Here is a 15290-nt window from a genome sequence, read left to right as displayed (position 1 = left end):
TTTGACTGATGAATGGCTCGGCGCAGCGCTCTAGAGTCGGTCTCATCCTGATGAGACTCAACTCGAAATCCAGCCTTGAGAGTGCGCACGCCATGCTGAAAACCCGCGTCATCCCCGCTGCTCAGAACGCCTATCAGTACCCGTTGTTGATCAAGAGCCTGCTGCTGTCCGGCAGTCGTTATGAAAAGGGCAGGGAGATCGTCTATCGCGACAGCGTGCGTTACACCTATGCCACGTTCAACGAGCGTGTGGCGCGACTGGCCAACGTACTGACCGACGCCGGTGTGAAGGCCGGTGACACGGTGGCGGTGATGGACTGGGACAGTCACCGTTACCTGGAGTGCATGTTCGCCATCCCGATGATCGGCGCGGTGCTGCACACCATCAATATCCGTCTTTCGCCGGACCAGATCCTCTACACCATGAACCACGCCGACGACCGCTTCGTGCTGGTCAACAGCGAATTCGCCGCGCTCTACCAGGGCATCGCTGGGCAATTGACCACGGTGGAAAAGACCCTGCTGATCACCGACGGTGCGGACAAGACCAGCACGCTGCCCAACTGTGTCGGTGAGTACGAGACCCTGCTGGCTGCCGCCAGTCCGCGCTACGCGTTCCCAGATTTCGACGAGAACTCGGTGGCCACCACTTTCTATACCACCGGCACCACCGGTAACCCCAAGGGGGTGTACTTCACCCACCGTCAGCTGGTGCTGCATACCCTGGCCATGGCTTCGACCATCGGCAGCCTGGACAGCATCCGCCTGATGGGCACCGACGACGTCTACATGCCAATCACACCGATGTTCCACGTCCACGCCTGGGGCGTGCCGTACGTGGCGACCATGCTGGGGGTGAAGCAGGTTTACCCGGGGCGTTACGAGCCGGAGCTGCTGTGCAAGCTGATCCGTGAGGAGAAGGTGACCTTCTCCCACTGCGTGCCGACCATCCTGCAGATGATGCTCAACGCCGCCAGCGCCAGGGATCACGACTTTGGTGGGCTGAAGATCATTATCGGGGGCAGCGCCCTTAATCGAGCGCTCTACGATGCCGCCAAGGCCCGCGGCATCCAGCTTACCGCCGCTTACGGGATGTCCGAGACCTGCCCGCTGATCTCCTGTGGCTACCTCAACCAGGAACTGTGCGCCGGCAGCGAGGACGAGCGCACTACCTACCGCATCAAGGCCGGTGTGCCAGTGCCGCTGGTGGAGGCGGCGATCATGGATGAACACGGCGAATTCCTGCCGGCCGACGGCGAATCCCAGGGCGAGCTGGTGCTGCGCGCGCCCTGGCTGACCCAGGGCTACTTCCGGGAGCCGCAGAAAGGCGAGGAGCTCTGGACCGGCGGCTGGATGCATACCGGCGACGTGGCGACCCTGGATGGCATGGGCTTCATCGATATCCGCGACCGGATCAAGGATGTGATCAAGACCGGCGGCGAATGGCTGTCCTCCCTGGAGCTTGAAGACCTCATCAGCCGCCACCCGGCGGTGCGCGAAGTGGCGGTGGTCGGCGTGCCCGATCCGCAGTGGGGCGAGCGCCCATTCGCCCTGCTGGTGCTGCGCGATGGCCTCGCGCTGGATGCCAAGGGGCTGCGCGAGCACCTCAAGCCTTTCGTCGAGCAGGGCAACATCAACAAATGGGCGATTCCATCGCAGATCGCCGTTGTTACTGAAGTTCCCAAGACAAGCGTTGGTAAGCTCGACAAGAAGCGCATCCGGGTAGACATCGCCCAATGGCAGGAGGCCGGCAGCGCCTTCCTCTCCACGGTGTGACCGACGACCGGCAAGTCACGGTTGGCGGGCGGCCGTGCCAAGCAAGCGCTTGGCACGGCGCAGCCCAGTGATCACGCCACCTCGGGGCCTGCGCAAGCGTCTAGTCAGGGCCTTTGTAAGACAAATCACACTTTCGAGCGATCAAGCGTTGTGGGGCGCTGGATATAGTCGCCACTACTCATAACAAAAAACACATGGAGTAGCGTCGATGAAAACCATGCAACATATCTGGCGCCTGGCACGGTTGCCGCTGGCAGTCAGCCTGGCTTCTTCGCTGGCGGCTCCCGCTTCCGCTGTCAGCTTCAACATCGGGGAAATCGAAGGCTCGTTCGACTCGACGCTGTCCGTGGGGGCCAGTTGGTCGACACAGAACCCCAACAGCAATCTCATCGGCGTGAACAACGGCGGCAAGGGCCTGTCCCAGACCTCCGACGATGGTCACCTGAACTACAAGGCCGGCAAGACCTTCTCCAAGATCTTCAAGGGCATCCACGACCTCGAACTCAAGTACGGCGACACCGGCGTGTTCGTACGTGGCAAGTACTGGTATGACTTCGAGCAGAAGGACGAAAATACCGAGTTCAAGCCGCTCTCCGACCACAACCGCAAGGAAGCCGCCCAGGCCTCCGGCGGTGAGATTCTCGACGCCTTCATCTATCACAACTACAACATCGCCGACCTGCCGGGCACCGTGCGCCTGGGCAAGCAGGTGGTGAACTGGGGTGAAAGTACCTTCATCCAGAACGGCATCAGCGTGATCAACCCGTTCGACGTCACCGCCTTCCGCCGCCCGGGCTCCGAGATCAAGGAAGCCCTGGTGCCGGTGAACATGTTCTACCTGTCGCAGAACCTCACCGAGAACCTCTCCGCCGAAGGCTTCTATCAGCTGGAGTGGGACCAGACGGTGGTCGACAACTGCGGCACCTTCTTCTCCCAGCCGGACGTGGTGGCTGATGGCTGCACCCAGAACCTGGCGGTGCTGACCAACAATCAGGCATCGATCAACACCCTGAACTCCTTGCTCGGCCCAAGCCTGGCCCTGACTCCCTCGCCGTGGAACGAGGGTATCGTGGTGCGCCGTGGCCCGGACCGTGACGCCCGCGACAGCGGCCAGTACGGCTTCTCCCTGAAGTACTTCGCCGACAGCCTGAACACCGAGTTCGGCGGCTACTATATGAACTACCACAGCCGCTTGCCGATCTTCAGCGGCCGTGGCGCCGACACCGCCAAGGTGGCGCAGATCAACCAGTTGATCACCAACATCGCGGCGATCAGCCCGTCCCTGGCGGCCCAAGCCGGCGCGGCGGCGATGGCGGGGAACTCCAGCTACTTCATCGAGTACCCCGAAGACATCCGTCTGTACGGCCTGAGCTTCTCCACCACGCTGCCCACCGGCACCGCGTGGCAGGGCGAGATCAGCTACCGTCCGAACGCCCCGGTCCAACTGAACACCACCGACATCCTGTATTCCGGCCTGGACCCGGTGTCCATCGGCGGCAACCACGTCTACGACAACGCCTCCGTGCTGACCGGCACCGCCGGCCAGGACCTGCATGGCTACCGCCGCAAGGAAGTTACCCAACTGCAGACCACCTTCACCCACTTCTTCGACCAGGTCATGGGCGCCGAGCGCCTGACCCTGGTGGGCGAAGTTGGCTGGACCCACGTCGGCGGCCTGGAAAGCCAGAACAAGGCGCGCTACGGCCGTGACCCGGTCTTCGGTCCTGGCCCGCTGAACGGCAGCCTCAACGGCCGTCCGACGTGCGAAGCGCTCAACATCTCCACCCTGGGCACCGCCAACGCCAACAACGTCAGCCGCAACTGCGAAAGCGAAGGCTTTACCACTGCCGACTCGTGGGGCTACCGCGCCCGCGCCATCTGGGACTACAACGACGTCTTCGCCGGTGTGAACCTCAAGCCCAACGTGGCCTGGCAGCACGACGTGGACGGTTACTCCCCCGGCCCTGGCGGCAACTTCGAGGAAGGCCGCAAGGCGATCAGCCTGGGTATCGACGCCGACTATCTGAACACCTACACCGCAAGTCTGGCCTACACCAACTACTTCGACGGCAAGTACAGCACCGTCGACGATCGTGACTTCGTCAGCCTGAGCTTCGGTGTGACCTTCTAAGCCGGCCGTTCAACCGGCAACCGGCCCGCCCGCGTGGCGGGCCATCCGCGCGGGCGGGGTGACCCGCCCCGCGCGAGCAGCAGACAAGACCCGCGAACCGCGTTTGCAAGCGCGGCCACCGCGGTGGGCAAAGACTCAACGAGGACGATAAACGAATGAGAACAACAAAGATCCTGCTGCACACGGGCGCCCTGGCGCTCAGCCTCATCGCCTCCCAGGTGATGGCGGCCGTCTCTGCCGATGAAGCGGCGAAGCTGGGTTCTACCCTGACTCCGATGGGCGCAGAAAAGGCCGGCAACGCCGACGGCAGCATCCCGGCCTGGACCGGCGGCCTGCCCAAGAATGCCGGCACCGCCGACAGCAAGGGTTTCCTCAGCGACCCGTTCGCCAACGAGAAGCCGCTGTTCACCATCACCGCGCAGAACATGGATCAGTACAAGGCCAAGCTGACCCCCGGCCAGCAGGCCATGTTCAAGCGCTACCCAGACACCTACAAGATGCCGGTGTATCCGACGCACCGGACCGCCACCGTGCCGGACAGCGTGCTCGCCGCGACCAAGCAGAACGCCACCAATACCAAACTGCTGCAGGGCGGCAACGGCCTGGAAAACTTCCAGACGGCTAACCCCTTCCCGATTCCGAAGGACGGCCTGGAAGTCATCTGGAACCACATCACCCGCTACCGTGGCGGCCACGTACGCCGTCTGGTGACCCAGGCCACGCCGCAGGTCAACGGTTCCTACTCGCTGGTGTACTTCCAGGACGAATTCGTCTTCCGCACCGACCTGAAGGACTACGACGCCAGCAAGCCGAGCAACGTGCTGTTCTACTTCAAGCAGCGTGTAACCGCCCCGGCGCGCCTGGCCGGTAACGTGCTGCTGGTGCACGAGACCCTCGACCAGGTGAAGGAACCGCGCCTGGCCTGGCTGTACAACGCCGGTCAGCGCCGCGTACGCCGTGCGCCGCAGGTCTCCTACGACGGCCCGGGTACCGCCGCCGACGGCCTGCGTACCTCCGACAACCTGGACATGTACAACGGCGCGCCGGACCGCTACGACTGGAAACTGGTGGGCAAGCAGGAGCTGTACATTCCGTACAACAACTACAAGCTCGATGATCCCAAGCTCAAGTACGCCGACATCATCAAGCCCGGCCACCTGAACCAGGACCTGACCCGCTACGAGCTGCACCGCGTATGGCACGTGACCGCCACCCTGAAACCGGGCGAGCGCCACATCTATGCCAAGCGTGACTTCTTCATCGACGAAGACACCTGGCAGGCCGTGGAAATCGACCACTACGACGGTCGTGGCACCCTGTGGCGCGTAGCCGAGGCGTTCAACCAGTACTATTACAACTACCAGGTACCGTGGTACACCGCGGAAACCCTGTATGACCTGCTGTCCGGCCGCTACCTGGTGCTGGGGCTGAAGAACGAGGAGAAATCCGCCTACGACTTCAACTACAGCGCTTCGGAAAGCGACTTCACCCCGGCAGCGCTTCGCCAGGAAGGCGTGCGCTGATCCCCCGATCCCCACGGGTGGTTCCGCGGTGAAAAAAGACCGGCCTTCGGGCCGGTTTTTTTATGGAGCATCATCTGTCAGATGAATGGAGGGAAGAATGTCGGACTTATTCCAGTCATCTTGTGAGCAAAGGTAACAAAATCGACTTCTATTCCTGGCCGTGAGCGGCTAGGCTCGGACGGCAGTGTGACCTTCGTTGACATAGCGATAAGAGCTAGAGCAAGAGCCAGGCCGATGACCGACTTCTCGACTCTGCCAAGTCTGACCGATATTCCCCCCAGCACGGCCGGCAGCCGCTTCTTCCGGCCGCCGCTGCCGCATGGCCACGTCGCCCGCTCGCAGCTTTGTCAGCGCATGGCCGCCGGGCTGGAGGGGCGGCTGATACTGGTGTCCGCGCCGGCCGGATTCGGCAAGAGCTCGCTGGCCATCGAATTCTGTCAGACCCTGGAAAGCCAATGGCGCAGTCTGTGGCTGGGGCTCAGTGGCAGGGACAGTGACCCCGGCCGATTCCTCGAACGCCTGCTCGAAGGCCTGCGCCTGCATTTCCCCACCCTCGGTGAAGAAGCCCTGGCGCTGCTGAAAATGCGCCAGCGCCACCAGCCGTTCGCTTTCGAATCCTGGCTCGATGACTTGCTCGATGAACTGGTCGGCAGCCTGTCCGTCGACCGCCCATTGCTGCTGGTACTGGACGACTACCACCTGGCCCAGGGCGCGGTGCTCGACCGCTGCCTGCAGTTCCTCCTCAATCACCAGCCCGCCGGCCTGGTCGTGCTGGTCACCAGCCGCCAGCGGCCGGACTGGCACCTCGCGCGCCTGCGCCTGTCGCGGCAACTGCTGGAGTTCACCGAACAGGACCTGCGCCTGACCGTCGAGGAAACCGCGCAACTGGTCTCGGCAAGCGGCGCCCAGCTCGACGACAACGCCCTGGACAACCTCGTCGAGCGCAGTGAAGGCTGGATCGCCGGCCTGCGCCTGTGGCTGCTGGCCCATGGCGACGAACTGGCGGCGAACGTGCCCGATCTTTCGGTGCATGGCGCGGAGGAACTGATCCGCGACTATCTATTGGAGGAGGTGATCGACAAGCAGTCGCCGGAGGTCCAGGTATTCCTGGCCCAGACCGCGCGTTTCGAACGCTTCTCTGCCGAGCTTTGCGACGCGCTGCGTGACGCACACGACAGCGCATCGATCCTGCGCCATCTACAGCAGCACCAGGTGTTCCTCGTGCCGCTGGACGAGCAAGGCCAGTGGTTCCGTTATCACCACCTGTTCTCCGACCTTCTGCTGGCGCGCCCGCTGCCTGGCTCAGGGCCGTCCACCGCTGCGCTGCACCTTCGCGCGTGCCGCTGGTTCAGCGCCCAGGGACTGTTCGATGACGCGGTGGAGCAGGCCCTGCGCGCCGGCCATCCGGAAGTCGCGGCGAGCCTGGTACAGAGCCTTTCCGAAGAACAACTGCTGGCCGAGCAGAACGTCGCCACGCTGCTGCGCTGGAAGATGGACCTGCCCGACAGCCTGCTGGCCAGCACGCCGCGTCTGATCGTGCTGTACAGCTGGGCGCTGGCGCTGGCCTGCCAGCTGGATGCGGCGGAGGAACTGGCTACGCAGCTGTCGCGCTTCCTGCCCGCCGCCGATGCCACGGCCCAGCGCGATCTGCTGGCGCAATGGCAGGCTCTGGCCGGAGTGATTGCCCGTGGCCGCGGCGAGATCGATGCGGCCGAGCGCCACTGCGAAGAGGCCATGCACGGCCTTGGCCCGGAACGCTTCGGCCCGCGCCTGTTGTGCCTGTCGACGCTGAGCAACCTGGCCATCGTGCGCGACGATCTGTGGCGCGCGCGCGGCCTCAACAGAGAAGCGCTGGAGCTGGCGCAGCGCTTCGGCAATCCGCTGTTCGAGGCCATGGTCCATTACGACCGTGCCCGCGTACTGCAAGCACGCGGTGAAGTGCTGCGTGCCGAAGACGAAGTGCGCCAGGGGCTGGCGCGGCTTTCCGGTCTGTCCTCGCAGCGGCGCTATGCCGTGCGTGGCCGGCTGATGCTTTACCAGGGCTACCTGCGCAGCCTCGCGCTGCAACCGGACGAGGCACGCAAGTGCCTCAAGGCCGGCATCGAGGAAGCCCGCGCCTGCCGCGACATCAGCCTGGTGATCGGCTTCTGCGTGCTGGCAAGTCTGGAGGGGCGGCTGGGCAACTACACCCGTGCCTTCGCCCACCTCGCCGAGGTCGAGCGGATGATGCATGTCTGGGACGTGCCGCCGGTCTATTACCTGTCGGCCATCACCCTGATCAAATGCGAGCTCTGGCTCGGCCAGGGCCAGGTCGAACTGGCCAGTGCCTGGCTGGAGCGTCTGCGCGACACCTACACCGGCGCCGAGCCGGCCACGCCACCGGAATGCTCGCCGCAGCTGCCGCGCAATGTGGAAATGCTCCAGGCCCAACTGGAGCGCCGCGAAGGCCGTATGGCCGAGGCCGAAGCACGCCTGCGAGCCGTGGCCAGCGGCGCCCTGCAAGGTGGTGCGCAGTTGCAGGCGCGCTTTGCCCAGGGCCAGCTGGTTGCCTTGCTGCTGCAGGATGGCCGCGAGCGCGAGGCTTCCTTCGAGTTGGGCGAGTGCCTGAGCGGCCTGGCCGCCGGCCTGACGATCCCGCTTCAGGAAGTGCTGCAGCAACATCCGGAATGGCTGCGCGAGCAACTGGCCGTGCGGGTCACCTCGCCAGCCATCGAGGCCCTGCGTGAACGCTTGCCGGCGGCACCGGAGCGCAGCACGACGCTCACCGACTGCCTCAGCGGCCGTGAGCTGGCCGTGCTGGAACTGATCGCCCAGGGCTGCTCGAACCAGGAGATCAGCGATCGCCTGTTCATTTCCCTGCATACCGTGAAGAGCCATGCCCGGCACATCAACGACAAGCTCGGCGTGGAACGTCGTACCCAGGCGGTGGCGCGGGCGAAGGAGATGGGGTTGCTGCGATAGGAGCTCCTCTACCTGGGTTTCCCCTCTCCCTAAGGGAGAGGGGACTGATCGGAGCAGGGAGTGGCCAAGGCATCAGCCGGCGCGAACGGCTCCCTCTCCCTCTGGGATAGGGCTGGAGTGAGGGTGCCGAGCCGTGGGCTCCGATGCTGGGCTGATCTTCAGCTATCTAAACAGCGATCCGCTGGCTCCAGGCTCACATCCCCTTCTTCTTCTCCGCCTCCGCCGGCGCACTCAAATCCAATCCCTTGGGCGCGGCCTGCCCCTTGGCTGGCGCGGCCAGCTGTTTCTGAACATCCGCCTGGATCGCCTGCAGCACCGGCAGCAGGTCGCGCATGTTCTCGCGCACCTCTGGGTAGGCGTGCTTCTGCGCCAGTTCATCCACGCGCATCAGCAGTTGCACGCGCACTTCCGGCGGCAGGTGGATGAAGAGTTCAGGCAACTGCTTTGCCAGTTCGGCGCTGTAGAGCACCAGGTCCTGGCGATCGAACTGGGCAGTCAGGCCGAGGTAGTCCAGCGCGCTGCTGGTGAGCATCGAGGCGGCGGCCTTGGCTTCCTGCATGCCCTGCAGGCGTACCGGGTTGCGCTGCTCGCTCTGTGCCAGGGTCATCCAGAACTCCACCGTCAGGTTGAACAGGATCGCCTGTTCGCGCAGCGAGTAGCTCATCAGGCCCAGCGCCTCGGCACCGTAGGGCTGCTTGGCGGCGCGGAAGTTGAAGTACAGGCGCATCAGCTCCTTGAGCTTGAACAGCACCTCGCGCGCCTCGTTCTGCCGCAGCTCCAGCGGCGCGTAGATGTTCAGCTGCGGGCGGAAATTTTCCTCGCTGACCATGCGCTGGTAGATCGGCCCGGTGAACTCGCCGCTGCGACGGGGCAGGCCGTTGACCTGGGTCTCGTCGATCTTCTTCAGCGCGTCGATCAGCACCTGGTAGTCGGCGCTGGTCCAGTTGCGCTGGATGTCGGGAATCTTCTGGCCCAGGTAATAGAGATCGGCGGACAGGGCCGGGCGGCACAGGAGCAGCAACAGCACGGCCAGCGGCCACAGCGAACGGCGAGTCAGGATCGGCACGAACGGGCTTTCCTTGCGCGAGGGCGGGTCGGGCTAGGTTAACCAGGTGCAAGGCCTGCGTCATCCCGTGACGGGCCTCGACACTACCTAGGTTGGGCGCGGCGACGTGGACGCTGTGGTGTGATTCGGGTTTGAGAACAACAAGCACGGGAGTCACTCGTCCATGACCGCCACATTGTCTGTGCAACCGCCGCTGGCCGAGGGCCTGGCCCGCTATGGTTTCGGCCCCCTGCCGCTGGCTGCGCTGAAGGCACGCTACGCTTCGCCCGAGTCCGGTTCGAAGTTCATCCACGTCGACGGCTTCGACATCCATTACCGCGACGAAGGCAGCCCCGACAAACCGGTGCTGGTGATGGTCCACGGCGTAATGGCCTCGCTGCATACCTGGGACGGCTGGGTCGCCGAGTTGTCCGAGCACTTCCGCATCATCCGCCTCGATGTTCCCGGCTTCGGCCTCACTGGTGGCGGCCAGGACCGCGAGTACGACGGCGAGCGCCTGGTGAAGGTGTTCGGCCTGTTCCTCGACCGCCTGGACCTCAAGCAGGTGTCCATCGCCGGCAACTCGCTGGGCGGCTACATCGCCTGGAACTATGCGCTGGCCAACGCCCACCGCGTCGAGCGGCTGATCCTCATCGACCCGGCCGGCTACTACATGCAGAAGGTGCCGCTGATGATCGCCAGCGCCGTACTGCCCGGCGCCGGCATCATGATGCCGATGTGGATGCCGCGCGCCCTGGTGGCGCAGGGCATCAAGGAAGTCTACGGCGATGCGCGCAAGATCAAGCCGGGCGTGATCGATCGTTACTACGACATCAGCCGCCGGCCGGGTAACCGCCGCGCGATGATCGACATCTTCCGCGTACTGGTGAAGGCCAACCGCGAGGAACTGCCTACCACCCCCAACCGCGTCGCCGCGCTGAAGGTGCCGACGATGCTGATGTGGGGTGAGCGCGATCGCTGGATTTCGCCACGCCATGTGCCGATGTGGCAGCGTGACGTACCGGGGATCGAGGTGAAGGTGTACCCGGGCGTGGGGCATATCCCGATGGAGGAAATCCCCGAGGAGTCGGCGGCGGATGCGCTGCGCTTTCTGCATGCTTGACTGTTGATCGCCCCAAGAAAGAGCCCGGCCAAGCGCCGGGCTTTTTTCTCTAACGGCTTTTTGTAGGAGCGAGTTTGCTCGCGAACCGCATGAGCGCCAGATTCTCCAGCCGAGTAAAGAGCTTCGCGAGCAAGCTCGCTCCTACAGAGGTCCGCAAACGACACCGCCCCGACAGGGCGGGGCGGTGTTCGAAGCGAGGCGCGGATCAGCCAGCGTGTGCCAGCGGCTGTGGGTCGTATTCCTTGCGCACCTCGTAAAGCACATCGAGGTTGTTGTGCTGCCATGGATGGAAGTCGGACTTGAAGAAATCCAGGTACTCGCGCAGCAGCGGGCGGAACACGCCGTGCTTGCCCCAAGTCCACTTGATGCCGTCGCGCCAGACGCGCCAGTTCCACAGCAGGCCGTCCACCTTGAGCATGTGCACCAGGCCGCGGAAGGTATCCAGCACGAAGAAGAAGGTCGCCATGCGCATCGCCCGGCGCAGCAGCTTGCGGCTGCCGCAGACCTGGTTGTAGACGTCGAAGGCCACCGCCTTGTGCTCGGTTTCCTCCAGCGCGTGCCAGCGCCACAGGCGCTGCATCACCGGGTCGGCGCCTTCCATGGTGCGCGCATCGGTCAGCAGCCCGTTGGCCATGATCGCGGTGATGTGCTCCAGCGCCGCGGTCGCGGCCAGTTGTCGCTTGGCGGGGAATTTCTTCTGGGTGAAGCGGATGCGTGCCTGGGCACGTTTCTCGATGGCGGTGACGTCGTAACCCAGGTCGCGCAGGCGCTGGCTGTAGGTCAGGTGCTCGCGGCTGTGGTGACCTTCCTGGCCGATGAAGCCGCGGATCTGCTCTTTCAGCACCGGGTCGCTGATCTGGTCGCGGAACTGCCGCACCGAGTCGATGAAGAAGCGCTCGCCGTCGGGGAAGAGTACCGACATGGCGTCGAACAGGTGGGACTTGAAAGCGTCTCCGCCGTGCCAGTGACGCGGCAGCGGATCGGGCAGGTCGAAGTCCATGTGCCGGGGCTTGATCTCCAGTCCTGCGGGGGTGGTGCTGGCCATGGCGGCTCCAGTGTGGTGGTTGTCCATGGTCATTACTCTGGGCTTGTAGCGGAAGCGTCACAAGGTTATTGTCTGCCAACTTTCCGGTCATATCCGGCCAGCGGTCAACATAAGAAGAACGATGAAGCAACCGCTCAATTTCACCGCCGAACTGGTGCCGGTCGCCTATGCGCAGGCGCTCCTGGACCTTGCCGAAGAGCTTGGCGTGCCGCGCGCGCGCCTGTTCGAGCTGGCCCGCGTGCGCCCCGAAGTACTGCAGAGCCCCAACGGTCGGTTGTCCTTCGTCGATTTCCATCAGTTGTCCAGCGCCGCCCTGGCGCACTGCAACGAACCCGCCTTCGGCCTGCTGCTGGGGCAACGGCTGAACGTCTCCACCCACGGCATCCTCGGCTACGCCGTGCTGTCCAGCGCCAATCTCGAGCGTGCCATCGCCTTCGCCCTGAAGTACTACCGCGTGCTGGGCCTGGCCTACGATCTGGAGATGGTGGAAGACGGCGGCGTGTCCTACCTGCGGGCCAGCGAGTCGATTCCCCTCGGGCCGACGAGCCGCTTCGCCGCCGAGGGTCTGATGACCAGCCTGCACACCATCGCCCGCTTCCTGGTGGGCGAGCCGTTGCAGGGCGTCAGTGTTGGCTTCGCCCATGCCGAGCCGGACTACGCCGAGCGCTACGCCGAGGTATTCGGCGGCGAAGTGCTGTTCGACCAGCCGTTCCACTTCATCGGCCTGCCCAGCGAATACCTGGCGCGGCCCATGGCGCTGGCCAACCCGGCCACGGTGCAGATGTGCGAGCAGCAGTGCGAGGCGCTGCTGGCCACGCTGGACGTGCAGGAAGGCCTGCTGACCCGCATCCGCCGCCTGCTGCTGGCGCGCCCCGGCGAGTTTCCCGACCTGGAGGCGGTGGCGGCGGACCTGCACACCAGCGGCCGCAGCCTGCGTCGACATCTTTCGAACCTGGGTACCACCTACCAGGAAGTGCTCGACGACGTGCGCAAGCGCCTGGCCCTGCAATACCTCACCACGACCCACTTGCCGCTCTACGAAATCGCGCTGTTGCTGGGCTTCAACGATCCGTCGAACTTCCGCCGGGCGTTCCGCAAGTGGACCGGCAAGCTGCCCACGGATTACCGCCAGGGCGACTGAACCGTCGACCGGGCCGGCTCGCCAGGGCAGGGGGAATCAGCGAAAATGGGCGTCGTGTACTTCCGCCACCCAGCGAGCCCTTGATGAGCGAACAGCCTGCCCTGATCCGCGAAACCTTCCCTGTCGGCCCCTTGCAGTGCAACTGCACCATCATCGGTGATCCCGTGACGAAGAAGGCCATCGTCGTCGATCCGGGTGGCAACCACGAGCTCATCCTGCAACGTCTCGACGCACTGGGGCTCAAGGTGGTCAGCATCATCCATACCCATGCGCACCTGGATCACTTCCTCGCCTCCGGGCAGATGAAGGAAAAGACCGGCGCGACCCTGCACCTGCACAAGGACGACCAGTTCCTCTGGGACAACCTGGAAATGCAGTGCCGCATGTTCGGCGTGCCCTATACGCCGGTGCCGTCGCCGGACCAATGGCTGGCCGACGACGAGGAACTGGCCTGCGGCTGCGGCGTGGCGCTGCATACGCCGGGGCACACGCCGGGCTCCATGAGTTTCTGGTTCCCGAAGGACAAGCTGCTGATCGCCGGCGACACGCTGTTCCGCCGCAGCATCGGCCGCACCGACCTGTGGGGTGGCGATTACGCCACTATCGAGCGTTCGATCCGCGAGCGTCTCTATTCCCTGGACGAAGAAGCCACCGTGGTTACTGGCCACGGTCCGGATACCAACCTGGGCGACGAGATGCGGGAGAATCCCTTCATCCGTGCTTAAGGTTGCTACGGAATTATTTGCACGACCTAAGCTCTAAACTGCCGCCCGCTACTGGGTGTTTCGCTAATTCGAGGAGTCATCCGACATGTTCACCGCACGTAGTCTGTCCATGGTCGCGGCTGCCACCGCCTTTGCCCTCATGGCCGGTTGCGCCTCCCAGAACCCCTATGATCCCAACACCCAGGTTCCGGCCGAAGGCGGAGTGAGCAAGACCGCCAAGTACGGTGGGCTGGGTGCTCTGGCCGGTGCCATCGCCGGTGCCGCCATCGACCACAACAACCGTGGCAAAGGCGCGCTGATCGGCGCCGCCGCCGTGGGCGCCGCGGCGGCGGGCTACGGCTACTACGCCGACAAGCAGGAAGCCAAGCTGCGCCAGCAGATGCAGGGCACCGGCGTGCAGGTCGAGCGTCAGGGTGACGACATCAAGCTGATCATGCCGGGCAACATCACCTTCGCCACCGACTCGGCGAATATCGCGCCGTCCTTCTATACCCCGCTGAACAACCTGGCCAACTCCTTCAAGGAGTTCAACCAGAACAGCATCGAGATCGTCGGCTACACCGACAGCACCGGCAGCCGCCAGCACAACATGGACCTGTCCCAGCGCCGTGCGCAGTCGGTTGCGACCTACCTGACCTCCCAGGGCGTCGACGGCACCCGCGTCAGCACCCGTGGCATGGGCCCGGACCAACCGATTGCGTCCAACGCCGACGCCAATGGCCGCGCCCAGAACCGCCGCGTGGAAGTGAACCTGAAGGCCCTGCCGGGGGCGCAGACCCAGCAGTACCAGCAGTAAGCAGCGCCCATGAAAAAGCCCGCCGATTGGCGGGCTTTTTCGTTGTAGCGTGACCGACGCTGGGTCAAGCCTTGGCGGCCGGGAACTCCCGGTGCAACTGGGCCAGTAACTGGTCCTTGCGCTCCCACAGCTGGTTCACCCACAGCTGGAACTCGGCGCGATAGCCTTCGTCCTGGTCGTAGCTCCTGCCGACGAACTGGCGGGGAATTTCCATCTCTTCGAAACGCACCACCACCGAGCGCAGGCGGCCGGACAGCAGACACCAGAAGGTCGGGCGGCCGTCGGGATAATGAATGGTGACATTCACCAGGGTGCGCAGCTGTTCGCCCATGGCGTCGAGGACGAAGGCGATGCCGCCGGCCTTGGGCTTGAGCAGGTGCCTGAACGGAGAGGCCTGCTCGTCATGCTTTTCCGGGGTGAAGCGGGTGCCTTCGAGGAAGTTGAAGATCGCCACGGGAATGCGGCTGAACTTGGCGCACGCCTTGCGGGTGGTTTCCAGGTCCTTGCCTTTCTTTTCCGGGTGCTTGGCGAGGTACGCCTTGGTGTAGCGCTTCATGAAGGGGAAGTCGAGCGCCCACCAGCACAGGCCGATCACCGGAACCCAGATCAGCTCCTGCTTGAGGAAGAAGCGCAGCAGTGGAATGCGGCGGTTGAGCTGGTACTGCAGCACGAGGATATCGACCCAGCTCTGGTGGTTGCTGGTCACCAGATACGAGTGGTCGTACTCCAGCCCCTGCAGGCCCTGCACGTTCCAGCCGGTACGGCGGACCAGGTTCATCCAGCCTTTGTTGCAGGCGATCCAGCCTTCGGCGATCAGGCTCATGATCTTGCTGCACACCTGCTGCGCGGCGGCGAAGGGCAGCAGCAGCTTGACGATGGACATGGAGAGCAGCGGAATGCACCAGCACAGTGTGCTCACCACCAGGATCAGGGTGGCGAGAATGCCGCGCAGTGTGTGCGGGAGAAAACTCAACATCGAGGAATGGTCCTTGTACGTAGGCGCCCGGTTGGCCGGGCGCGTGATG

At 64.3% G+C, this 15290-nt stretch carries 11 protein-coding genes; 8 read left to right on the top strand and 3 right to left on the bottom strand.

Annotated elements, in window-relative coordinates; translation table 11 throughout:
- Nucleotides 1-92: 92 nt before the first annotated feature.
- The 4 genes from LDJ84_RS24635 (at nucleotide 93) to LDJ84_RS24620 (ending at nucleotide 8390) form a co-directional block, all read left to right on the top strand.
- Nucleotides 93-1775 carry a fatty acid--CoA ligase gene (locus LDJ84_RS24635; RefSeq protein WP_038803569.1) on the top strand — a complete coding sequence of 561 codons (1683 nt, stop codon included), beginning with the start codon at nucleotides 93-95 and terminating at the stop codon, nucleotides 1773-1775.
- 208 nt (nucleotides 1776-1983) lie between these two features.
- Complete coding sequence (locus LDJ84_RS24630) at nucleotides 1984-3906, top strand: DUF1302 domain-containing protein (protein WP_024762667.1); 1923 nt, start codon at nucleotides 1984-1986, stop codon at nucleotides 3904-3906.
- 155 nt (nucleotides 3907-4061) lie between these two features.
- Nucleotides 4062-5429 carry a DUF1329 domain-containing protein gene (locus tag LDJ84_RS24625; protein WP_024762668.1) on the top strand — a complete coding sequence of 456 codons (1368 nt, stop codon included), beginning with the start codon at nucleotides 4062-4064 and terminating at the stop codon, nucleotides 5427-5429.
- Nucleotides 5430-5663: 234 nt separating this feature from the next.
- Nucleotides 5664-8390 carry a LuxR C-terminal-related transcriptional regulator gene (locus LDJ84_RS24620; protein ID WP_226045548.1) on the top strand — a complete coding sequence of 909 codons (2727 nt, stop codon included), beginning with the start codon at nucleotides 5664-5666 and terminating at the stop codon, nucleotides 8388-8390.
- A 193-nt stretch (nucleotides 8391-8583) separates the two neighbouring features.
- On the opposite strand, the gene LDJ84_RS24615 is transcribed toward LDJ84_RS24620, so the two are convergent.
- Entirely contained in the window at nucleotides 8584-9456 is an 873-nt protein-coding gene (locus LDJ84_RS24615; protein ID WP_024762670.1) for a hypothetical protein, read from the bottom strand.
- 163 nt (nucleotides 9457-9619) lie between these two features.
- Between LDJ84_RS24615 and LDJ84_RS24610 the strand changes: the two genes are divergently transcribed.
- Nucleotides 9620-10558, top strand: coding sequence for an alpha/beta fold hydrolase (locus LDJ84_RS24610; protein WP_038803570.1), 939 nt, complete (start codon nucleotides 9620-9622; stop codon nucleotides 10556-10558).
- Between the two features lie 205 nt (nucleotides 10559-10763).
- Here LDJ84_RS24610 and LDJ84_RS24605 read toward each other — a convergent pair whose 3' ends face one another.
- Complete coding sequence (locus tag LDJ84_RS24605) at nucleotides 10764-11603, bottom strand: metal-dependent hydrolase (protein ID WP_226046619.1); 840 nt, start codon at nucleotides 11601-11603, stop codon at nucleotides 10764-10766.
- 121 nt (nucleotides 11604-11724) lie between these two features.
- On the opposite strand from LDJ84_RS24605, the gene LDJ84_RS24600 reads away from it, so the two are divergent.
- The 3 genes from LDJ84_RS24600 to LDJ84_RS24590 all read left to right on the top strand — a co-directional run bounded on the left by LDJ84_RS24600 (nucleotide 11725) and on the right by LDJ84_RS24590 (nucleotide 14265).
- The gene (locus tag LDJ84_RS24600; protein WP_024762672.1) at nucleotides 11725-12744 is read left to right on the top strand and encodes an AraC family transcriptional regulator; all 1020 of its coding nucleotides are present in this window, start codon (nucleotides 11725-11727) and stop codon (nucleotides 12742-12744) included.
- 83 nt (nucleotides 12745-12827) lie between these two features.
- Complete coding sequence (locus tag LDJ84_RS24595; protein WP_024762673.1) at nucleotides 12828-13469, top strand: MBL fold metallo-hydrolase; 642 nt, start codon at nucleotides 12828-12830, stop codon at nucleotides 13467-13469.
- Nucleotides 13470-13554: 85 nt separating this feature from the next.
- The gene (locus LDJ84_RS24590) at nucleotides 13555-14265 is read left to right on the top strand and encodes an OmpA family protein (protein ID WP_024762674.1); all 711 of its coding nucleotides are present in this window, start codon (nucleotides 13555-13557) and stop codon (nucleotides 14263-14265) included.
- Between the two features lie 64 nt (nucleotides 14266-14329).
- Here LDJ84_RS24590 and LDJ84_RS24585 read toward each other — a convergent pair whose 3' ends face one another.
- A complete protein-coding gene (locus tag LDJ84_RS24585; protein ID WP_024762675.1) occupies nucleotides 14330-15241 on the bottom strand; it encodes an acyltransferase in 912 nt (303 codons plus the stop codon).
- Nucleotides 15242-15290: the final 49 nt, after the last annotated feature.

Origin of the sequence: Pseudomonas sp. HS-18, assembly GCF_020401845.1 — a bacterium.
Classification (GTDB): Bacteria; Pseudomonadota; Gammaproteobacteria; order Pseudomonadales; family Pseudomonadaceae; genus Pseudomonas; species Pseudomonas nitroreducens.
Note: the sequence above shows the minus strand (reverse complement) of the source record. Positions and strands in the feature narration are given on the sequence as shown.